Genomic DNA, 21,009 nt, shown 5'->3' with positions numbered 1-21,009 from the left:
GGGATGGTGACGCTGATCCGGCGGTGCGGGCTGTTGTCGGGGCCGACGGGTGGTGCGGCGTATTTCGGTGCGGTGCGGCAGTTGCGTGAGGTGGATGCGGGGCTGGAGGGGACGGGGCGGCGGGAGAGTGCGGTGTTCATCGTGTGCGACCGCGCGGAGAGTTATCTCAGTTATGTGCGCCAGCGCCGCCCGGAGTTGCTGGGCCGGTCGGGCGGGGGGCGCGGGTCCTCGGTGCCGAGTGCCGGGGAGGCGAGGGCGGAGGCGCGGACGATCGGTGTCGAGGAGGCCCGGGGCTGGGTGAGGGCGGGTGATCCCCGTCCTCTCGTGGTCGATCTGCGTGGGCCGCATGCCTACGCGGCGCTGCACATCGAGGGTTCGCTGAACATCGTGGACGAGGTGTTCGAGGAACTGTTGCGGGGCGGGCTGCCGTTCAGCAGGAGCACGCCGGTCCTGCTGGCCTGTCCGGTCGGTGAGAAGTCGTTGCGGTACGCGGCGGCGCTGGCGCGGCTGGGGCATCCGGACGTACGGAGCCTGGCGGGCGGGATCGTCGCCTGGCGTGACGCGGGCGCCCCACTGGTACGGGAGTGAGGTCATGGACGGACACACACCTGACGAAGACCGCCTGTGGCAGCGGCGGTTGAGGGAGCAGTTCCCGATCATCACCGCGCATCCGGACCTGGCGTACCTGGACAGCGCGGCGACCGCGCAGAAACCGCGGGCGGTGCTGGACGCCGTGCAGACCTACCTGACCACGTCCAACGCCAACGCGGGCCGGGGCACCTACCCCTGGGCCAACAAGACGACCGAGCTGGTCGAACGGGCCCGGCGGCGCGTCAAGGAGTTCCTCGGCGACCCCCGGCCGGAGCACTCCTCGGTGCATTTCACCAGCGGGACCACCGAGGGACTGCGCACCATCGCCCGGGACTGGCTGGTGCCCCGGCTCACCGACGGCGACGAGATCCTCGTCCCCTTCTCCGATCACCAGGCCAACCTGGAACCCTGGGAGGAAACCCGGCGGCTGCTGGCCGCCCGGGGCGTCGAGGTGCGCCTGCGAGCACTGCCGTACCAGGCGGCCTCCGGCGACTACGACCACCGCGCCCTCGCCGAGGCCGTCGGCCCCCGCACCCGCTTCGTCGCCGCCACCCACGTCCACCACGTCTACGGCGGCGACATGAACGTCCACCGGCTGCGGGCCGCCGTCGGCCCGGACGTACCGATCTGTCTGGACGCCGCCCAGAGCGTGGGCCACCTCCCGGTCGACGTCGGCGCCCCGGATCTCGACGTCGACTTCGTGGTCTTCTCCGGGCACAAGGTGATGGCCCTGCCCGGCACCGGGGCGGTCTGGGCGCGCAACACCCGCGGCCCCGCCCTGACACCCACCGGGTGGGAGGGCACCCCCAACACGGTGGGCATCGTGTCGCTGCTGGCCGCGCTGGACTGGCTCGACGCGGCCGGCGTCGATCGCGTCGCGCGGCACGCCGTCCGCCTGGCCACCCGGCTGACCGACCGGCTGCGGCTGCTGGACGTGTACGAGATCCTCGGCTGTACGGCGAGCCTGGCCGCCGACTCCCCGCTGCCGCAGGGGCAGCGGCGGCAGGGCATCGTCACCTTCCGGCACCGTGACATACCCTCCGACGACCTCGGGTTCATCCTGTTCAGCCACGGGTTCATGGTCCGGGCCGACAGCCTCTGCCAGGCGGGCGCTGACGAGAAGAACGGGGTGGTGCGGGTGAGTCTGCACGTGCACAACACGGAGGAGGAGATCGACCGCCTGCTGTCCGTACTCGAGTCGTTGGCGTGAATGGCTACTGATAATCGTTTCCATCTGTAGATTGCGTGGTAGTCGCGACAGATGAGAGACGAAAGAGGTGGCGCGACCAGATGGGCGTGAGCATGGAGACGGCCAGGACGTGGGTGGAGCGCTGGGAGCGACAGCAGCAGCTGTACGCGGTGGACCGTGAGGAACGGTTCACCGTGATCTCCGACGTCGTCGAGCACATCTGCGCCGGCCGCTCCCGGCCGCTCCTGCTCGACCTGGGCTGCGGACCGGGCTCCCTGTCCGCACGGCTCGCCCGCCGGCTGCCGGACGCGGAGATCGTCGCGGTGGACATGGACCCCGTGCTGCTGGAGCTGGGGCGCACCCATCACGCCGACGCCGCGCGGTACGTGGACGCGGTCATCGGTGAGGACGGGTGGACCGACGCCCTGGAGCTGTGCCGCAGTCTGGACGTCGCCGTCTCGACGACGGCCCTGCACTACCTGCCGGAGCCCGTCCTGCTGGAGACCTACCGCAGTCTCGGGGCGCTGCTCCGTCCCGGCGGGGCGCTGATCAACGGGGATCACTTCCCGCCGGACGTGCGGTCCTGCTCCGACCTGACCGCCCATGTGGGGCGCTGCCGGGCCGAGCGCGCGGGCGGTCACGGTCAGGAGGACTGGGACTCCTGGTGGAAGGCGGTGGCCGCCGACCCGGAGCTGGCCGACCTGTTCGAGCAGCGGGAGCGGTGCCGTCCGTCGTCCGGCGGGGGCGGCGGCAACCGGCATCTCTCCGTGCGCCGCCACGCCGAACTGCTGCACCAGGCGGGCTTCCGGCATGTCACACCGGTGTGGCAGGTGGGGGACAGCTGTGTGCTGGTGGCGGTCAAGGGGTGAGGAAGGGGGACCCCGAGGGCGGACCGGCGCCTCGGCCCCGGAGGTCCGCGGTCGTCCGGCCCCGCAGGCCCGCGATCAGCCGCGCGTGTCCGGGCCGTCGTCGCGCGTGAGTGCCGCGCGGATCTGTCCGAGCCACTCCCCGCCCAGCCGGCGCCCGTCCGGGAACTGGTCGTCCCGGTCCCAGCGCCAGGCGGTGATCATCGCCAGGACGAGGAGCCGGCACTGGCGCAGCAGGTCCTGATCGGCCCCCGGGTAGTGCGCGCCGGCCGCTTCGGGCGCGTGGGCGAGGTCGAACTCGACGGGACCGCGGCAGCACGTCTCCAGGTCGATGAAGAGCGGCCCGTGCCGCGTGGTGAGCACGTTGCCCGGGTGCGGCTCGCCGTGCAGCAGTTGCTCGGTGCCGCCGTGCTCGCCGATCGACCGTCTCAGGTCCCGCAGCGTGCGGCCGAGCAGTTCCCGGTCCGCCGCGGCCAGCTCCGGGGTCCGGTCGCGGTCCGCCACGAGTCGTTCCGCCCGCTCGACCCGGTCCGTGAAGTGCGGTGTGGCCACGTCGAGTCCGCGCATGCCGGCGTGCAGCCGCGCGAGCGCGCCGGCGTAGCCGGCCGGTGGGACCTCCGCGGGCGGCACGGGTTCGTAGTAGGTCCAGAGCGTGATCACGAAGCCGTCGCGCTCATGGACGCGTGGCTCCACGCGAGGGTCGAGGGTGCCCACCGGGCATCCGGACGCGGCGAGCCGCTGGGCGAGGTCGACCTCGAACCGCGCGACCTGGTCCGCCGCGGGCGCCACCCGGGCCAGGACGTCGCACGGCAGCAGACGCAGTGTGAGCTTGTTCGAGTCATGGAGGACGATCGCGTCGTCGACCGTCAGGCCCAGTGACGCGGCGGTCGACCTCGCCGCGGCCGTCGCGCGCCGGACCTGTGACCCTCGCATCGTGGCCCGGCCGCCTTTCCCGCGGGTGCTGCCGCGGCTCCCCGAGCGGCGGCCTTCCGGCGACGACTATACCCACGACCCAACTCACGGTATTGACAATCGTTTTCACTAAAGCTTGTATGGGCAGCGCCCGACGTCACCCCGCAGCCCGAGGGAGAACCGCACGTGACGGACGCCTGGTTGCGTTGCCGAACACCCCGACACAACCCCTCCGCCCGCCTGGTCTGCCTGCCGCACGCCGGCGGCACGGCCGGGCCCTACGCGGCCTGGGGCACCGGCCTCCCCGACGACGTGGAGCTGTCCGCCGTGCAGTACCCGGGGCGGGAGGACCGGTTGTCCGAACCGCCCGCCGACGACCTCCAGGACCTGGTGACCGGCGTCTGCGCGGCGCTGCTGCCCCTGACCGACCGGCCGTTGGTGCTCTTCGGCCACAGCTTCGGCGCCGTCGTCGCCCACGAGACCGCGCGCCGGCTGACCGCCTGGGGCGCCGCCCCCGACCACCTCGTGGTGTCCGGCCGACGCGCCCCCGCGCTGCCCGCCCGCGGCGACCTGCACACCCGGCCCGACGACGACCTGGTGGCGGAACTGGCCCGGCTCGGCGGAACCCGCGGCGAGCTGCTGGCCGACCCGGCCGTCCGCGCCGCCTACCTGCCCGCCGTCCGCGCCGACTTCAAGCTCGCGGAGACCTACCACCGCCCCGCCTCCCCGCCGCTGGACTGCCCCGTGACCGCCCTGCTGGGCGAGACGGACACCGAGGTCGACGAGGCACAGGCCCGCGCGTGGTCGGCGCACACCACCGGCGCCTTCGCCCTGCGCGCCTTCCCGGGCGGCCACTTCTACTTCACCCCCCGCCGGGAGCCGGTGCTGCGCTTCCTCGCGGACGTCACCCGTACCGCCGCGGCCACCGGCGCCCGCTGTCGACTGGAAAGCGAGAACCTTTCGTGACCCCTCGGGACGCCCTCACCCCCCGGGCCCCTTTCCCCGAACGGAAACTGACCTTCACCGCCGACCCCGTGACCGTCGCCGCCGCCCTCGCCGCGGCCTCCGACGCGCCCCACCTCCTCTACGAGCGGGACGGCTCCGTCGTATGGAGCGAGGGCGAGTCGGCCGTGGTCGAGGCGGACGGGACGACCGCCCGGCTCCACGGCGCGGACGTCGAAGCCGCCGAACTGCCGGCCGGCGCCCACCCGCTGGCCGCCGTCGGTGAACTCCTCCAGCGGCACACCGGCGGCGTCGGATCGGCACACGGCTGGATCGCCTTCGAACTGACCCACGCCTACCACGGCGGCGACGTGCCCGCCGGCGCCGCTCTCGCCCGCTTCGTGGTCCCGGAACGCGAGATCGAACTGACGTCCGCCGCAGCGGTGTTGCGGGCGGCGGACCAGGCCGCCCTGGACGAGCTGGAGGAACTGCTGCGCGCCGCGGTGCGCTCGGCGGGCGAACCGCCGGGCACTCGCGTCGGCGTCGACCTGGAGGAGCACGCCGGCCGGTACCGCACGGCTGTCGCCGACACGGTGCGTGCCATCCGCGCGGGGGAGCTGGACAAGGCCATCGTCTCGCGCAGCGTCTCCGTACCCCTCGAAATCGACCTCCCGGCGACCTATGTGGCCGGCCGGCGCGGACACCTGCCCGCCCGCTCCTTCCTGTTGCGGCACGGGGGCTGGGAGGCCGCCGGCTTCAGCCCCGAGATCGTGGCCCGGGTCGACGCCGACGGCTCCGTCACGGCGCAGCCGCTGGCCGGCACCCGCGCGCTGACCGGCGACCGTGCCGAGGACGCCGCCCGCCGCGCCGAACTGCACCGCGACGCCAAGGAGGTGTACGAGCACGCCGTCTCCGTCCGTCTGGTGCAGGAGGAGATGAACGCGGTGTGCCTGCCGGAGACGGTGCGCACCGAGGAGTTCATGGCCGTGGAGGAACGCGGCAGCGTGCAGCACCTCGCCTCGCGGCTGCGCGGCCGGCTCGCGCCCGGCCGGGACCGGTGGGACGCGCTCGCCGCCCTGTTCCCCGCGGTGACCGCCTCCGGCATACCCAAGCGGAACGCGCTGGACGCGATACGCCGTGCCGAGCCCGGCGAACGCGGGCTGTACAGCGGCGCGGTCGTACGCCTTGAGGCCGACGGCACCCTGGACGCGGCCCTCGTGCTGCGCACCGTACTGCGCCGGGGCGGCCGGACCTGGCTGCGGGCGGGAGCCGGGGTCGTGGCGGACTCCGACCCGGAACGGGAGCTGGAGGAGACCCGGGAGAAGCTGCGCGCGGTGAGCGGGCACCTCGTGGCCGTCTCCCGGGCGGGAGTGCCGGGTGGTGCGGGTGCGAGCACCGGCACGGGTTCCGACACCGGTACGGGCACGGGTACAGACACCGGCACAAGCGCCGGCACCGGCACGGGTACGGACGCGGTGGCCGTCGGGGTGCTCTCGTGAGCCGCGCCCGGCGTCCCCTGCGGGTCGTCGTCGCCGGTACCGCCTTCGGCCGGATCTACCTCGACGCCGTCCGCGCCGACCCGGAGGCGTTCACCCTCACCGGCGTCCTCGCCAAGGGCGGTGACTACTCCAGGCGGCTGGCCGAGCGGTCGGGAGTGCCGCTGTACACCGACGCCGAGCGGCTTCCCGACGACACCGACGTCCTCTGCGTCGTCGTCCGCTCGGGCGCCACCGGCGGCCCCGGGTCGGACATCGCCCGCACCGCGCTGCGCCGCGGCATCCACGTCCTCCAGGAACACCCCGTCCACGCCGGCGAACTCGCCGACAACCTGCGGGCGGCCCGCGACGGCGACGCCGCCTACGCCGTCGGCACCCTCTACCCCGACCTGGCGCCGGTGCGCGCGTTCCTGGCCGCCGCCGAGGTGTTACGCGCACGAGGGCCGGTCCGGTTCCTCGACGCCGCCTGCAACAGCCAGGTCGCCTACCCCCTGCTCGACGTCCTCGGGCGGGCCGCCGGGACGCTGCGCCCCTGGGCCTTCCGCGCCCAGCCCGGTCCCGACGCCGAACTGGCCGCACTCACCGGACAGCCGCAGCCGTTCCGCACGCTGCACGCCGTGGTCGGCGGCGCCCCCGTCACCCTGCGGGTGCAGAACGAGGTCCACCCGGACGACCCCGACAACCACTCCCACCTGCTGCACCGCCTCTCGCTCGGCACCGACGCCGGCGTCCTCACCCTCGCCGACACCCACGGTCCGGTGCTGTTCAACCCGCGCCTGCACGCGCCCCGCGACACCACCGGGCGCCTGGTCCTCGCCGGACCCGGCACCGAACGGCTCGCCACCCCCTCCACCGTGGAACTGCACCCGGCCGCCGACAGCTACCACGACGTCTTCGCCCACCTGTGGCCGCGGGCCGTCCTGGCCGCCCTGCGCCGGCTGCGCGACGCCGCCGCCGACCCCGCGCTGCGGCCCGCGGCCGGGCAGTGGGCGCTGTCGGTGTCCCGCTGCTGGGCCGACCTGACCGCCCAGCTCGGCCTGCCGGAGCTGATCCGGCCCCCCGAACCGCCCGTCGTGCCCTGGACCGACCTGCGGGACGCCGCGGCCTCATCCGTCACCGCCCCCGCAGGAGACCACGCACGATGACCGACACCCCCGACACCCCCGACACAACCGGCACTCCCGGCACAACCGCAATCAACGGCACAACCGGCACTCCCGCCCGCCGCTGCAGTCACGTACTCCTCCGCGTGCACGACCTGCGCCGCGCCGTCGCCGACTTCCGCACCGCCGGTTTCGAGGTCGCCTACGCCACCGCCCCCGAGCACAAGGCCCTGCACGCGCACGTCTGGTTCCCCTCCGGACCGGTCATCGAGCTGCTGGCCACGCCGCCCGGGGCACGCTGGATGCGTCTCCCCGTCGACCTGCGCTTCGGCCGGGGCGCGGGCGAGCGCATGGTCCGCTGGGCCCGCCAGGACGAGGGCTTCTGCGACCTCGCCCTGCTCGTCGAGGGCGAGGAGGCCGAACTGGCCGCCCTCACCCGGCAGGTGCCCTGCGGGCGCGTGGTGCGCTGGACCCGCAAGCGCCCCGACGGCGCCGAGACCCGGTTCGCCTTCTCCTACCCGAGGTCCGGCCGCCTCCCCTTCCTCGTCACCCCCTACGACCCGCCCCAGCACCCGCCCGGCGTACGCCACCCCAACGGCGCCACCGCCCTGACCGAGGTCGTCCTCGGGGTCCGCCCCGCCGACCTGCCCGCCGTACGGCGCCTGGCCGGTGACGCGCCGGGCCTCCGCCTGGAGGAGGCGCCGGTGACCGCCGTACGCGCCGTCCACCTCGCCGGTCTGACCGCACCGCTCGACCCGGCCCTGCTGCACGGCGCCGTGCTGCTCCCGGCCGGCACCGCACCCGTACCGCCCACCACACACGGCAAGGGGTCCTCCACGTCATGACCGCACCCACCACCGCGGCCGGCCTCATCGACGAACTCACCGCACTCGGCGTCGAGTTGTGGAGCGAGGACGGACAGATCCGGTTCCGGGCGCCGCAGGGCGTCCTCACCGAGGAACGCCGGGCCGCCCTGCGGCACCACAAGGAACGGGTCGTCGCCCTGCTCGACGCGGAGGACGCCGCCCGCACCGTCACCGCCGACCCCGCCGCCGCCCACGAGCCGTTCCCCCTCACCGACGTGCAGAGCGCCTACCTGCTGGGCCGGCGGGACCCGTTCGGGCTCGGCGGCGTCGCCTGCCACGGCTACCTGGAGATCCACTACCCGAGCCTCGACGCGGCCGCGCTGGAGGTCGCCTGGAACGCGCTGATCGCCCGGCACGGCATGCTGCGCGCGGTCGTCCACGAGGACGGCTACCAGCGGGTCCTCGCCGAGGTGCCGCGCTGCCGGATCGCCGTCACCGATCTGCGCGAGGACCCGGCGGCCCGGGAACGACACCTGGAGTCGGTCCGGGCGGACCTGGGCCACCGTACGTACGACACCGCCCGCTGGCCCCTGTTCGAACTGCGGGTGACCCGGCTGCCCGACGGTGACGTCCTGCACTTCTCGCTCGACTCCCTCATCGCCGACTGGGCCAGCGCCGCCGTCCTCCTGGACGAACTCGACACCCTGCTCGCCTCGCCCGACCCCGCCGACACCTCCTCCCTGCCGCGGGCCGCGATCTCCTTCCGCGACTACGTGCTGGCCGAACGCGCCCTCAAGGACACCGCCCGCCACCGCCGCGACCGCGACTACTGGCGCTCCCGGCTGGCGTCCCTGCCGCCCGCCCCCGACCTGCCCCTGGTCAGCGCGCCGGACAGCGGGGCGCCCCGCTTCGCACGGCTCTCCCACCGTCTGCCCGCACCGGCCTGGGAGCGGCTGCGCGGCCAGGCGGCGGCCCGCGGACTGACCCCCACCACCGCCGTCCTCGCCGCCTACGTGTCGGTCCTGGAGCGCTGGAGCCGCCGCACCTCCTTCACCGTCAACCTGACGCTGCTCAACCGCATGCCGCTGCATCCCGACGTCGACCGCCTGGTCGGCGACTTCACCTCCGTCACCCTGCTCGCCGTCGAGGCACAGGCCGGGGCGGCACCGGCCGAGCGGGCCAAGCGGCTGGGCGAGCGGCTCTTCACCGATCTCGACCACCGCCTGTACTCGGGCGTGGAGGTCATCCGCGACCTCACCCGGGCCCGCGGCCGGGAGGCGGCGCTGATGCCGTACGTCTTCACCAGCTCGCTCGGGCTCGGCCCCGGTTCGTCCGAGCGCAGCGGCCGCCGGCTGGGCCTGGGCATCACCCAGACCCCGCAGGTCTTCCTGGACTGCCAGGTCGGCGACGGCTCCGGGGACCTGGAGGTCAACTGGGACATCCGGCAGGGCGTGCTGCCCGACGGGATGGCCGAGGACATGCTCGCCGCCTTCGGCGCGCTGCTGGACCTCCTGGCCGACGACCCGGACGCCTGGGACCGGCCCGGCCTCGTCGGCCTGCCCGCCTGGCAGGAGCGGGAGCGCCGGGCCGTCAACGACACGGCGGGGCCGCTGCCCGCGGGCCTGCTGCACGAGGGCTTCTTCGCCCGTGCCGCCCGCACCCCCGACGCCCCCGCCCTGCTGGGCGCCTTCGGCACGGTCGGCTACGGCGAACTCGCCCGCCGCGCCGGAGCCGTGGCCGACGCGCTGAGAGCGGCGGGCCGCACCGGCGGCGACCGGATCGCCGTCGTCATGGACAAGGGCCCCGAACAGGCCGCCGCCGTGCTCGGCGTCCTGCTCGCCGGCTGTGTGTACGTGCCCGTCGACACCACGCAGCCCGCGCTGCGCCGCGCCCGGCTGCTGGCCTCCGCCGGAGTCCGGCAGGTCCTCACCCAGTCCTGGATCGAGGACGGGGAGGGGCGCCCCGAGGGCGTGGACCGCGTCGACGTCGACCGGCTCGTACCCGGCGCGTCCATACCCGTACCGGCGGCCGGCGACCCCGGCGCACCCGCGTACGTCATCTACACCTCCGGCTCCACCGGCGACCCCAAGGGCGTCGTCACCTCCCACCGCGCCGCCCTCAACACCGTCGACGACGTCAACGAGCGGTTCGGCGTCACCGGCACCGACCGGGCGCTCCAGCTCGCCCAGCTCGGCTTCGACCTGTCGGTGTACGACGTCTTCGGCGCCCTCGCCGCCGGCGCCGCCCTCGTCCTGCCCGACCCGGCGCGCGGCGCCGACCCCTCCCACTGGGCGGACCTGGTCGCCCGGCACGGCGTCACCCTGTGGAACTCCGTCCCCGCCCAGCTCCACATGCTCGCCGACTACCTGACCACCGAACCCGCCGACCTGGGCTCGCTGCGGCTGGCGCTGCTCTCCGGCGACTGGATCCCGGTGACGCTCCCCGGCCGCCTGCGGAAGCTGCTGCCCGGCCTGTCGCTGATGTCCCTGGGCGGCGCCACGGAGGCGGCGATCTGGTCCATCCACCACCCGGTCACCGAGGCGGACGACGGACGCACCAGCATCCCGTACGGCGTCCCGCTGCGGAACCAGGGCTTCCGGGTGCTGGACGAGGACGGCCGCGACTGCCCGGTCTGGGTGCCCGGCGAACTGTGCATCACCGGGGAGGGGCTGGCCCTCGGCTACCTCGACGACCCGGACCTCACCGCCCGCCGCTTCCCCGGCCACCCCCACGACGGACAGCGGCTGTACCGCACCGGGGACGTGGGCCGCTATCTGCCCGGCGGGGAGATCGAGTTCCTCGGCCGGGAGGACAACCAGGTCAAGATCCGCGGTCACCGCGTCGAACTCGGCGAGGTCGAGGCCGCTCTGCTGGCCCACCCGGCCGTCGGTGCCGCGGCGGCCGTGGTGAGCGACGACGACGGTGACCGGATGCTGCTCGGCTTCGTCGAACCGGCCCCGCGCACCCCGCCGGACGAGACGGCCCGGGACGCCCGGCTGCGCACCGCGGCCCAGCGCCACGCCGACCGGCTCCTGCCGGACGCCGGCCCCGAGCGCACCGCCGCCCACCACCGGGCCCTGCACCGGGCGGCCCTGCTGACCATGCTGCACGCCCTGCGGCGCCGCGGCGCACTCACCGGAGCCGGAGCCGGAGCAGGAGCCGGAGCAGGAGCCACCGCCGGAGCCGGAACCGGAGCCATCGCCGGAGCCGCCGCCTCCGCCGCCGCCCAGAGCGCCGACGAGGTGCTGGACGCCGCCCGGGTGGCCCCCCGCCACCGCTGGCTGGTGCGCCACTGGCTGACGGCACTGGCCGAGGCCGGGCTGCTGGAGCGGGACGAGGCGGGCCGCTACCGCGCAGGGGAGGCGGCCGACGACCCGGACACCGCCTGGGACGAGGCCGCCCGCGGGATCGCCGACGGCCTGTGCACGGAGGACTACCTCGCCTACCACCGCGCGCACACCGACCGGCTCGACGACCTGCTCGACGACCGCCTCAACCCCTTCGACCTGCTGTTCCCCGAGGGCGACGACGCCCCCGCCCGGGCCGTCTACCGCGACGACGCCCTTTCCCGGCACCTCAACGCCGCCGTCGCCGCCGTGGTCCACCGCCGCGCGGCCGAGCACGACGGTCCCGGCCCGCTGCGCGTCCTGGAACTCGGCGCCGGCACCGGCGCGACCACCGAGTCCGTACTGCCGCTGCTCGACGGCTTCGACGTCGACTACCTGTTCACCGACGTCAGCCCGTCCTTCCTGCCCCGTGCCCGCGCCGCCTTCCAGGGACAGGGCCTGCGCTTCGGCGTGGTGGACATCGACCGCGACCCGCTCCCGCAGGGCCTGCCGCCCAACTCCGCCGACCTCGTGCTCTGCGCCGGCGTGCTCAACAGCGCCCGGGACAGCGCCCGCGCCGTGCGCGCCGCCGTCGGACTCCTCGCCCCGGGCGGGCTGCTGGTGGTGACCGAACCGGTCGGCGCCCACCCGCACATCCTGCTCACCCAGGGGTTCATGATGGAACCGGCCGGCGGCGACCGCGAGGCCGGCGCCTGCCCGCTGCTCGACGAGGACGGCTGGCGCGCGCTGTTCGACCGTGCCGGGGCCGACCCGGTGCTCACCCTGCCCGGCGCCGGACACGCCCTCGACGCCGCCGGACACCGGCTGTTCGTCCTGCGCGCCAAGGCGGACCGGACGCCGCTGCGGCCCCAGGAGGTGGCCGCGTTCGTCGCCGAGCGGCTGCCCGCCGCCATGGTGCCCGGCCACCTCCAGGTCGTCGACGCGCTGCCCATGACCGCCAACGGCAAGATCGACCGCCGCGCGCTGGCCGCCCGGCGGCCCGGCGAACTCGCCGGCGCGGAAGCGGCCGTAGCGGACGGGGACGCCGGGCTGGAGGAGCGGCTGTGCGCCCTGTGGGCCACCGCCCTCGGCATCACCGCCCTCGCACCCGAGGACAACTTCTACGACCACGGCGCCGACTCCCTGATCCTCGCCCGGGTCGCGGGCCGGCTGCGCGAAGAGGTACCCGAGGCGGCGGAGTTCACCTACGACGCCCTGCTGCGGCAGATGCTCAACGAGCCCACCGTACGGGCCCTGTCCCGTGCCCTGCGCACGACGGCGGCACCCGCCGCGGCCGACGCCGGGGCCCGCGACACCAGCGGCAACGCCCTGCTCGTGCCGTTCGGCGGCGCCCCGCACCCCGACGGCACCGTGCGCGTCATGTTCCACGCGGCGCTGGGCACCCTGGACTACTTCCAGCACCTCGGCCGCGCCCTGGCCGCCCAGGACCTCGGCCCGGTGCTCGGCGTGGCCGTCGCCGACGCCGAGCTGTACACCGCGACCCCGCCCGAGCGCCTGGTGGCCACCGTCGCCGACCGGTACGCCCAGCGCCTCGCCGACGAGGGCCACACCCGCTTCCAGCTGATCGGCTACTGCCTCGGCGGACTGCTCGCCACCGAGGTCGCCCGCCGGCTCACCGAACGCGGACTGCGGGTGGACGACCTCACCCTCGTCGACAGCATCCCGATGTTCCTGGACACCGACGAGGAACTCGCCTACGAGTCCATTTTCGTGCCCAACCTCGGCCTGGACCCCGTCCCGGCCGTCTTCGGACCGGACGTCGCCGACCAGGACGTCTACCGGGCGGTGGAACTGCTCACCGAACGCGGCGGCGGACGCGTCCCGGCCGGCGCGCTCGCCGCCCTGGACGAGACCGACGGGGCCGACGAGGGCCTGGCCGCGGTGGCCGCCGCCGCCCGCCGGGCCGCCGCCCGCCCCCAGGAGGAGCGGCTCGCCGGGTACGCCCGCGCCGCCGAGGACAACGCCCAGGTGCCCGTCGACGCCGAACTGGTCCCGGCCCTGTTCCGCACCTGCCGGCACAGCATGAAGGCCGCCCACCTCCAACTGGAGCCCTACGCGGGCGACATGACGTTCCTGCGCGCCGCCGAGCAGCAGTCGTTCGGGGTCACCGGCGGCGTCGGCCACCTGGCCGAGCCGTTCTGGGCCGAGACCTGCCTGGGCCGGTTCACCGTCACCGACGTACCCGGCAACCACTTCAGCGTCATCGAGCCACCGCACGTCCACACCGTCGCCGGACACCTGGCGGCCCCGCTGCGGCCGTCGGGCCGGGACGCCGAGGGAGACACCCTCCGATGACCACGACCACCACGACCACCGCCGAAGCCGCGACCGCGCCGGAGCGGCCGGCCCCCGCCCCGGCGGCCACCGCCGACGCCCTGCGCGAACTGCGCCGCCCCGTCGCCTGGATGACCCGGCTCGGCATCGTGCTGGGCGCCCTCGGCGCCGTCACGAACCTGGTGCCGTTCGTCGGCATCGCCGAGATCGGCCGGGCGCTGCTCGCCGACGGCCCGCTGGACCGGGACCGGGTGGTCACCGCGGCCGTCGTCGTCGCCGTCACCCTCGTCGCCGGCTGGAGCTGCAACGGCGCCGCCCTGTGGATCACCCACCTCGCCGACGGCCGGCTCCAGGCCGGCCTGCGCCGCCGGATGGTCGCCAAACTCGGCCGCGTCCCGCTGGGCTGGTACTCGGCCACCACCTCCGGGCAGGTCCGCAAGGCCGCCCAGGAGGACATCGACGACCTGCACCACCTCGTCGCCCACCACGACGTCGAACTCGCCGGCGCGGTCGCCCTGCCCCTGGCCGGGCTCGGCTATCTGCTGTGGGTGGACTGGCGGCTCGCCCTGCTGGCGCTCGCCACCCTGCCGGTCTACTTCACGGCGTACGCGTTCATGATGCGCGGCTTCGCGGAGAAGATGGTCGCGCTGGACACCGCGTTCGGCCGGGTCAGCGCGGCGGTCGTCGAGTTCGTGCACGGCATCGGCGTCGTCAAGGTGTTCGGCGGCACCCGCCGCGCCCACGCCGGGTACCGGGAGGCCGTGCACGCCTACGGCGACCAGTACGCGGGCTGGGTCCGGCCGGTGCTGAAACTGGAGGCGTACACCTCCATGGCGCTGTCCGTGCCGGTGATCTCCGTGGTCGGACTGGCCGGCGGCATCTGGTTCACGCACGAGGGGTGGGTCGGCCCGGCCGACGTCCTCGCCGAGGTCCTCGTCGCCGCCGTGCTGCCCACCACCCTGCTCACCCTCAACCAGGGCCTGACCGCGCAGCGCAAGGCGGTGGCCGCCGCCGGACGCATCACCGCGCTCCTGGACGTCCCCGAACTCCCCGTCCCCGACCGGCCGCGGCGCCCCGACGGCAGCGACGTCACCTTCGACGGCGTCGTCTTCGGCTACGACCCCGAGCGCCCCGTCCTGCACGGCGTCGACCTCACCTGCCGGGCCGGCACCGTCACCGCCCTGGTCGGCGGCTCGGGCGCGGGCAAGTCCACGCTCGCCGCCCTCGTCCCCAGGTTCCACGACGCCGACGCCGGCGCGGTCCGCATCGGCGGCACCGACGTCCGCGACATCGCGCCCGAGGAGCTGTACCGGCACGTCGGCTTCGTCCTCCAGGACGTGCAGCTGCTGCACGGCACGGTCGCCGACAACCTGCGCCTGGGCCGGCCCGACGCCACCGACGACGACCTCGTGGCCGCCGCGCGGGCCGCCCGTATCCACGACCGCGTCACCCGGCTGCCGCGCGGCTACGACAGCGTCGTCGGCGAGGACGCCCGGTTCTCCGGCGGCGAGGCCCAGCGCCTCACCATCGCCCGCGCCCTGCTCGCCGACACCCCCGTCCTCGTCCTCGACGAGGCCACCGCCTACGCCGACCCCGAGTCCGAGGCGGAGATCCAGGACGCCCTGTCCACCCTGGTGCGGGGCCGCACCGTCCTCGTCGTCGCGCACCGCCTGTCCACCATCACCGGCGCCGACCGGATCGCCGTACTCGACGCGGGCCGCGTCGTCGAGCAGGGCACGCACACCGAACTGCTCGCCGCCGACGGGCGCTACGCCCGGATGTGGGCGGCACACCGTCCCGACGGGGCGCTCACCGAGGAGGCCGACCGATGATCCGCCACCTGGCCACCGTCCTGGGGCCCGACCACCGGGGCGCCCTGCGCCGCTTCCTGGCCTGGCTGATCGCGTACGCGGTCCTCGAAGGCGTCGCCATGGCCTTCCTGGTGCCCGTGCTGCGGTCGGTCTTCGACGGCGACACCACCGGCGCCCGGCAGGGCCTCGCGGTCCTCGCCGTGCTGGTCGTCGCCACCTGCGTCGCCCGCTACCAGCAGGCCATGCGCGGCTTCGCCCTGGCCGTCGTCACCCTCACCACCCTGCACGACCGGCTCGGCGACCACCTGGTGCGGCTGCCGCTGGGCTGGTTCACCTCCGAGAAGGTCGGCCGGGTCGCGCGCTCCGCCACCACCGGCACCTTCACCGTCACCAACGTCTTCGCCCATCTGCTCACCCCCGTGGTCAGCGGTGTCGTCACCCCCGCCACCGTCGTCGTCGCCATGCTCGTCCTGGACTGGCGTCTCGGCCTGGTCCTGCTGTGCTGCGCGCCGCTGCTGTACGCCACCCACCGCTGGTCGGCGGGGTGGATCGGCCGCAGCGAGGAACAGCGGGAGTCCGCCGACGCGCTCGCCGGCAACCGGGTGGTGGAGTTCGCCCGAGCGCAGAAGACCCTGCGGGCCTTCGGCCGCGACCGGCAGGGCTACGCCCCGCTGGAGGCGGCGGTGGAGGAACGCAGCCGGGCGGGCGGGCGGATGCTCGCCGAGACCATGCCCCGGCTGCTGGCCAACGGCCTCGCCGTGCAACTCTGCTTCGCCGCCCTGGTGGCGACCGGTGTGGCCCTCGCCCTGAACGACGCCGTGGAGCCCGCGGCCCTGGTCGCGCTCCTCGCGCTGGCCGCCCGCTTCGTCGGCCCGCTCTCCGAGGCCGCCGGGATGAGCGGCATGCTGCGCATGGCCGGCAACGACCTCGGCCGGCTCGCCGCCCTGCTGGACGAGCCACCGCTGCCCGACACCGCGGACCGCGCCGGCCTGGACCGCCCCGGCGAGATCGTCTTCGAGAACGTCACCTTCGGCTACGAGGACGCCGGCCGGCCGGTCCTGCGGGACGTCTCCCTGCGGGTGCCCCCGCGCACCATGACGGCGGTGGTCGGCCCGTCCGGGGCCGGCAAGACCACCCTGGTCCGGCTCATCGCCCGCTTCTTCGACACGGACGCCGGGTCGGTCCGCGTCGGCGGCACCGATGTGCGCGAGATGCCGGTGGAACAGCTGATGGCCCACATCTCCCTGGTCCAGCAGGACGTGTACCTCTTCGACGACACCCTGGAGGGCAACATCCGCGTCGGCCGGCCCGGCGCCGGCGACGACGAGGTCCGCGAGGCGGCCCGGATCGCCGGCGTCGACGAGATCGTCGAGCGGCTGCCGGACGGCCTCGCCACCCGCGTCGGCGAGGGCGGCGCCTCCCTCTCCGGCGGCGAACGCCAGCGCGTCTCCGTCGCCCGCGCCGTCCTCAAACGCGCCCCCGTCGTCCTCCTCGACGAGGCCACCGCCGCCCTCGACCCGGAGAACGAGAAGTACGTCCAGCAGGCCCTGCGCACCCTGATGCGGGACTCCACCCTGATCGTCATCGCCCACCAGCTGTCCACCGTGGTGGCCGCCGACCAGATCCTCGTCCTGGACGAGGGCCGCGTCGCCGAACGCGGCACCCACCAGGAACTCCTCGCCGCCGACGGCCTGTACGCCCGCTTCTGGGAACGGCGCCGCCGCAGCAGGGGCTGGCGGCTGGTGCCGGAGAACGCCGCGGACGCCGCGGAGGTGACCCGGTGATCGGGGTGATCGGTGGTTACGGGGACGTGGGCCGCCACGTCGTGCCGGCCCTGCGCCGGGCGGGCCGGCCGGTGCGCGTCGGCGGCCGGTCGGCGAGCGCAGCGGCGGAGTTCCTCGCCCGTCACCTGCCGGGTGACGACGCGGTGGAACACCGGGTGGTGGACGTCCGCGACGGCGACGACGTGACGGCGTTCGCCGAGGGCCTGAGCGTCCTGGTCAACTGCGCGGGCCCGTCCCACCTCACCGGTTCCGTCGCCGCCGACGCCGCCTTCCGGGCGGGCGCCGACTACGTGGACGCCGCCGGGGACGACGCGCTGTACGCGCTCCTGGACGACGGCCGCTACCGGCGCGCGGGCCGCACCGCCGTGCTCTCCGCGGGGCTGCGCCCCGGCCTGACCGGGCTGTTCCCGAGGGCCGTCGCCCGCTGGGCGGGGCTCGCCGGGGCCGCCCGGCCGGACACGGCCACCGTCCGCACCCGCGTACTGGACCTCTTCACGACCACCTCCGCGCTGGAGTACCTGCACGGCGCCGCCACCCCGGGCGCCGGCCCCCTGGCGGCCTGGCGGGACGGAGCGCCCCGGGCGCGCGCCCTGACCCGCCGGACCGTCACCGACCCGCCCTTCTTCCCGGGCACCAGTGCCGAGCTGCCGCAGCTGTCCGCCGAGGACGCGCGGACCGCGCGGGCCCTGGGCGTCCGCGACGGCGACTGGCTGACCCTGGTCCGGGGCGAGCACGTCCTCGCCGCCTTCGACCGGGTGCACGTCCTGCCGCCCGACGAGGCGGCACGGCGCCTGTGCCGGGCCGCCGCGCTGGACCTCGCCGGACACCGGCCCTCGGTCACCCTGGCCGTGACCGTCGCGGCGGACGGCACCACCCGCACCGCGGTCCTGCACGGCACCGGCAACGCCCCGCTGAGCGGCGCCGTCGCGGCCCACACGGCACTGAGCGCGCTGCGCGGCGACCTGCCGCCCGGACGGCACTTCGCCGCCGAGGTCCTCGACCCGGAGGCGGCCGTCACCGCGCTCACCCGCACCCCGGCGGGCCCCTGCGCGCGGGTCGACGTACTGCCCGACGGCGTGGACCCGTTCGCACCGGACGCGGTGGCGGAGGTGGGCGCCCTGTGACCGGCACGCTCACCGGCGCGGGCGCCGAACTCCGGCTCCGCCGCGACCTGCACCACCTGGACGGCATCAGCCGCGCCGCCATGACCGCCGTACTCCGCACCGTACTGCCCGCCACCGCGGACGCCCTGGCCGCCGCCCTCCCCGTGGCGCCACGGCACCGCGCCCTCCTCGACCGGTGGCTCACCGCGCTCACCACGGCCGGCGCGCTCCGCCGCGACGCGCACGGCGTCTTCCACGCCACGGGCCCGGCCGACACCCCCGCCCTGCACGAACTGTCCTCGCGGTACGAGCGGTTGGGCTTCCCCCCGGAGATGGCCCGCCTGCACCGCGCCGCCCTGGAGCGGCTGCCCGACCTGCTCGCCGACCGGACCGCCCTCACCGACCTGCTGCCCGAGGACACCGACGTGGTGGCCTCGCTCGGCGCCTACCAGCGCAACGCCTTCACCGGACGGCTGCACGCCCGGTGCGCGGAAGCGGTGGCCGAGACGGGGGCCCGGCGCGGGCCCGGCCGGGTGCGGGTGGTGGAGCTGGGCGGCGGTTCGGGCGCCACCACGGACGTGCTGCGCGGCCTGGACACCGACTACACGTTCACCGACGTGAGCCCCCTCTACACCGCTGCCGCCGCCGAACGGTTCAAGGTCGCCACCGCGCTGCTCGACGTGGACGCCGACTTCACCGCCCAGGGCTTCCCGGCGGGCGGCGCCGATGTCGTCGTCGCCGCCAACGTCCTGCACAACGCCACCGACATACCGGCCGCCCTGCGCCGCGTCCGGCGGCTGCTCGCGCCCGGCGGCACGCTGCTGCTGGTGGACTCGGCGGGGGACTGCGACACCGTCCTGACCTCGATGCAGTTCCTGCTCTCCCCGCCGGCCTCGTCCCCGCACGCCGCCGGCCCGCACGGCCGGTTCACCGACCGCAGGGCCGGTACCGCCACCGTCTTCCCGACGGCGGGGGAGTGGGAGGAGGACCTGACGGCGGCCGGCTTCCACGTCCGCGCCCGCCACCCGGACGACACCGCCGGACCGGCCCCGGCCGGACAGTACCTGTGGCACGCCACCGTTCCCGAGCCCGCCGCCGTGGACACGGCGGAGCTGCGCCGACTCCTCGACGGCCGGGCCGGGGAACCGGTCTGCGCGGTCGACGGCACGGACCTCGACGCGGCGGCCGTCCTCGCCGCCGTCGCCGGGGACCGTCCGGGCGCCCCAGGGAGCCGCCTGCCGGACGAGGCAGCCCGGTTCTGCGCGGACCTGGCCCAGGCCCTGACCGCCGTACGGCCGCGGCCCGCACCCGACCCGGGGCCGCCGCCGCACACCCTCGTGCTGACCGGCGACCCGGCGGGCGCGGCGGCGGCACTCGACGCCTGGGCCCGAGGCGGCCGGGTCACGGCGGTCGCGCCGGACACCGCGCCGGCCCGTCTGCTCGCCGCCCTGGAACGGGCGGAGGCCACCGAGGCGGTCCTCCCGCTGGCGCTGGCGCGCGCCCTGCCCGCGACACCCGCCGCCGCGCTGACCGACCTGTCCGCCCTGACCCGCGTGAGCTGCCCGGAACCGGGCGTCACGGCGGCGGACGTCACGGCCTGGGCGGAGCTGGGCCCCCGCCTGGAGGGGGCCCCCGGCTCGGCGGGGACCGCTCCCCGCACCAGCGTGGATTCCCCCGCCGCGGCCGCCGACGCGGCCCTGCGCGGACTCGACGTCCCCGCCTGTGTCGACGCGGCCCACGCGGTGGCCCGGGCCGCCCTGCTCAGCATGCTCCACACCCTGCACCGGGCCGGCTGCCCGACCGGTCCCGGGGCGTACACCCCGGACCAGATCGCGGCGGCGGTGCGCCCGGCGCCCGAGCACCGGCGGCTGCTGGACCGCTGGCTGACCGTACTGACCGAGGAGCAACTGCTCGACCGCGCCCCGTCGGGCGCCCTGACCCCCACCGTGCCACCGGAGACGTACACCGACCTCGACACGGTGTGGCGGCCGGCCCTGCGCGGCTGGCGGGCCGCCCACGGCTGCGACGCCACCGTCGCCTACGCCCGCCGCTCGGCCGGCGAACTCCTCGCCCTGATGCGGGCCGAACGGTCGGCGGCCGCACTGCTCTTCCCGCGCGGCGAGACGGACACCGCCCGCTCGCTGTACCGGGAGAGCGCCACCGCCCGCTACCAGCACGCCGCCGCCGCCGCGTTGGTCGCGGACCACCTGCGGGGCGCACCGCGCGGCCGGATCCTGGAGGCGGGCGGCGGGACGGCGACCACCACCGAGGTGGTCCTGCCGGAACTGGAACGGCTGCCGGGCACGTCCGTGGAGTACCTGTTCACCGACGTGTCGCCGTTCTTCCTCGACCACGCCCGTGCCCGCTTCGCCGACCGGCTGCGCTACGGCCTGCTGGACGTCGACCGCGACCCCGTGGAGCAGGGGCACGCCGCCGGTTCCTTCGACGTGGTGGTGGCCGGCGGTGTCCTCAACGCGGCCGTCGACACCGACGCCGCCGTACGGGGACTGGTCCGGCTGCTGGTGCCCGGCGGGCTGCTGGTGCTCACCGAGCCGACCCGGGAGGAGTACTGGGTGCTGGCCTCCCAGGGCTTCCTGCTGGCCGCCCCGAGGGACGCCCGCGCGGCCACCGGGGCCAGCTTCCTCACCCACCCGCAGTGGCGGGCCGTCCTCGACGGCGCCGGCCTGCTGCCCGTCGCCGACCTGCCCGCCGAGGGACACCCCCTCCACCCACTGGGCCACCGGGTGTTCGCCGCCCGGCGCCCCTGACCCGACCTCCACGAGTA

General features: G+C 75.6%; 13 protein-coding genes. 12 read left to right on the top strand and 1 reads right to left on the bottom strand.

The features are described 5' to 3' along the window. The 3 genes from ACZ3IG_RS26590 to ACZ3IG_RS26580 form a co-directional block, all read left to right on the top strand. On the top strand, positions 1-588 hold a 588-nt coding region (locus ACZ3IG_RS26590; protein ID WP_467435170.1), incomplete at its 5' end, for a rhodanese-like domain-containing protein. 4 nt (positions 589-592) lie between these two features. Continuing rightward, positions 593-1,801, top strand: coding sequence for an aminotransferase class V-fold PLP-dependent enzyme (locus ACZ3IG_RS26585; protein WP_467435169.1), 1,209 nt, complete (start codon positions 593-595; stop codon positions 1,799-1,801). An 80-nt stretch (positions 1,802-1,881) separates the two neighbouring features. After that, on the top strand, positions 1,882-2,649 hold the full coding sequence (locus ACZ3IG_RS26580) for a class I SAM-dependent methyltransferase (RefSeq protein WP_467435168.1): 768 nt from the start codon (positions 1,882-1,884) through the stop codon (positions 2,647-2,649). A gap of 75 nt (positions 2,650-2,724) precedes the next feature. Here the strand turns inward: ACZ3IG_RS26580 and ACZ3IG_RS26575 are convergent, their stop codons facing one another. Next, positions 2,725-3,579: a phosphotransferase gene (locus ACZ3IG_RS26575; RefSeq protein ID WP_467435167.1), complete on the bottom strand. Its 855-nt coding sequence runs from the start codon at positions 3,577-3,579 to the stop codon at positions 2,725-2,727. Between the two features lie 165 nt (positions 3,580-3,744). Here ACZ3IG_RS26575 and ACZ3IG_RS26570 point away from each other — a divergent pair, with 165 nt between their 5' ends. From ACZ3IG_RS26570 to ACZ3IG_RS26530, 9 genes are read left to right on the top strand one after another with little or no spacing between them, the layout of a single operon-like run. Next, a complete protein-coding gene (locus tag ACZ3IG_RS26570) occupies positions 3,745-4,524 on the top strand; it encodes a thioesterase II family protein (protein ID WP_467435166.1) in 780 nt (259 codons plus the stop codon). Then, complete coding sequence (locus tag ACZ3IG_RS26565; RefSeq protein ID WP_467435165.1) at positions 4,521-5,999, top strand: salicylate synthase; 1,479 nt, start codon at positions 4,521-4,523, stop codon at positions 5,997-5,999. The genes ACZ3IG_RS26570 and ACZ3IG_RS26565 overlap by 4 nt, the downstream gene beginning before the upstream one ends. Next, positions 5,996-7,141: a Gfo/Idh/MocA family oxidoreductase gene (locus ACZ3IG_RS26560; protein WP_467435164.1), complete on the top strand. Its 1,146-nt coding sequence runs from the start codon at positions 5,996-5,998 to the stop codon at positions 7,139-7,141. Before ACZ3IG_RS26565 ends, ACZ3IG_RS26560 begins: the two co-directional genes overlap by 4 nt. Before the next feature lie 50 nt (positions 7,142-7,191). Beyond that, positions 7,192-7,944 (top strand): VOC family protein, encoded by a 753-nt coding sequence (locus ACZ3IG_RS26555; RefSeq protein ID WP_467435183.1) that lies wholly within the window; start codon positions 7,192-7,194, stop codon positions 7,942-7,944. After that, positions 7,941-13,547 carry a non-ribosomal peptide synthetase gene (locus ACZ3IG_RS26550; RefSeq protein WP_467435163.1) on the top strand — a complete coding sequence of 1,869 codons (5,607 nt, stop codon included), beginning with the start codon at positions 7,941-7,943 and terminating at the stop codon, positions 13,545-13,547. The genes ACZ3IG_RS26555 and ACZ3IG_RS26550 overlap by 4 nt, the downstream gene beginning before the upstream one ends. Then, positions 13,544-15,358 (top strand): ABC transporter ATP-binding protein, encoded by a 1,815-nt coding sequence (locus ACZ3IG_RS26545; protein ID WP_467435161.1) that lies wholly within the window; start codon positions 13,544-13,546, stop codon positions 15,356-15,358. The genes ACZ3IG_RS26550 and ACZ3IG_RS26545 overlap by 4 nt, the downstream gene beginning before the upstream one ends. Beyond that, entirely contained in the window at positions 15,355-17,121 is a 1,767-nt protein-coding gene (locus tag ACZ3IG_RS26540) for an ABC transporter ATP-binding protein (protein ID WP_467435160.1), read from the top strand. The genes ACZ3IG_RS26545 and ACZ3IG_RS26540 overlap by 4 nt, the downstream gene beginning before the upstream one ends. Continuing rightward, positions 17,118-18,245, top strand: coding sequence for a saccharopine dehydrogenase NADP-binding domain-containing protein (locus ACZ3IG_RS26535; protein WP_467435159.1), 1,128 nt, complete (start codon positions 17,118-17,120; stop codon positions 18,243-18,245). The genes ACZ3IG_RS26540 and ACZ3IG_RS26535 overlap by 4 nt, the downstream gene beginning before the upstream one ends. Continuing rightward, a complete protein-coding gene (locus tag ACZ3IG_RS26530) occupies positions 18,242-20,992 on the top strand; it encodes a methyltransferase (RefSeq protein ID WP_467435157.1) in 2,751 nt (916 codons plus the stop codon). Before ACZ3IG_RS26535 ends, ACZ3IG_RS26530 begins: the two co-directional genes overlap by 4 nt. Positions 20,993-21,009: the final 17 nt, after the last annotated feature.

Source organism: Streptomyces sp. NPDC016677, assembly GCF_055562815.1.
Note: the sequence above shows the minus strand (reverse complement) of the source record. Positions and strands in the feature narration are given on the sequence as shown.

Excerpts from the sequence above, each read along its gene's own strand:
- ACZ3IG_RS26550 (WP_467435163.1), top strand. The coding sequence starts at position 7,941 with ATGACCGCACCCACCACCGCGGCCGGCCTCATCGACGAACTCACCGCA.
- ACZ3IG_RS26585 (WP_467435169.1), top strand. The coding sequence starts at position 593 with ATGGACGGACACACACCTGACGAAGACCGCCTGTGGCAGCGGCGGTTG.
- ACZ3IG_RS26540 (WP_467435160.1), top strand. The coding sequence starts at position 15,355 with ATGATCCGCCACCTGGCCACCGTCCTGGGGCCCGACCACCGGGGCGCC.
- ACZ3IG_RS26545 (WP_467435161.1), top strand. The coding sequence starts at position 13,544 with ATGACCACGACCACCACGACCACCGCCGAAGCCGCGACCGCGCCGGAG.
- ACZ3IG_RS26575 (WP_467435167.1), bottom strand. The coding sequence starts at position 3,579 with ATGCGAGGGTCACAGGTCCGGCGCGCGACGGCCGCGGCGAGGTCGACC.
- ACZ3IG_RS26580 (WP_467435168.1), top strand. The coding sequence starts at position 1,882 with ATGGGCGTGAGCATGGAGACGGCCAGGACGTGGGTGGAGCGCTGGGAG.